The 747-nt window shown below is 70.7% G+C and carries 1 protein-coding gene; it reads right to left on the bottom strand.

Translation table 11 applies throughout. The annotated features are described in order from the left end of the window. The coding region (locus ACLEQD_RS44670) for a thioesterase domain-containing protein (RefSeq protein ID WP_410391962.1) at positions 1 to 747 on the bottom strand (747 nt) is incomplete at both ends.

The following is a 747-nucleotide window of genomic DNA, read 5'->3' as shown; positions in this document are numbered from 1 at the left end:
GAGTCCGCCCAGGGACCAGCCTCCGAGCTGGTAGGGGCCGTGAGGCTGCACCGTGCGGATGGCGTCGAGGTAGAGGGTGGCCATCTCCTCGATGGATTCGGCGACGGGGCGTCCGTCGAGGCCACGGGACTGGAGGCCGAAGACGGGCAGTGAGGGCCCGAGTCGACGCGCCAGCTCCGAGTAGGCGAGGACATTGCCGCCGCCCGGGTGGACGAGGAAGAAGGGCCGGTGGCTGGGCGCTCCACGCTCCAGGGGAACGAGGGGCGTCCACGCCTGCGAGTCATCGCGGAGCACCTGGGCGAGCTGCTCGACGGTGGGCTGCTGGAAGAGGACGGAGAGGGGAATGGACTGGCCCAGGCGCTCTCGCACGGCGGCGACCATGCGCACGGCGAGCAGGGAGTGGCCGCCGAGCTCGAAGAAGCTGGAGCGGACACCGACGGAGCGGACGCCGAGGACGTCCTCCCAGATGCGTGCGAGCTGCATCTCCAGGGCGTCACGAGGCGCGACGAAGTCCCGGGCCTCAGTGGCGTGGGCATCCGGCTCCGGCAGGGCCTTGCGGTCCACCTTGCCATTGGCGTTGAGGGGCAGGGACTCCAGGACAAGGAGGGCGGAGGGCACCATGTACTCGGGCAGCCGCAGTTTGAGGCTTGCCTTGAGTGCGTCGGAGTCCAGCGCATGGCCGTCGCGCGCGGTGACGTAGCCGATGAGGCGCTTGTCCGTGTCCGCGCCCCGGGCCACGACAACGGC

Source organism: Corallococcus sp. 4LFB (assembly GCF_046520365.1).
Taxonomy (GTDB): Bacteria; Myxococcota; Myxococcia; order Myxococcales; family Myxococcaceae; genus Corallococcus; species Corallococcus caeni.
This window is presented reverse-complemented; position numbering and strand designations above follow the sequence as displayed.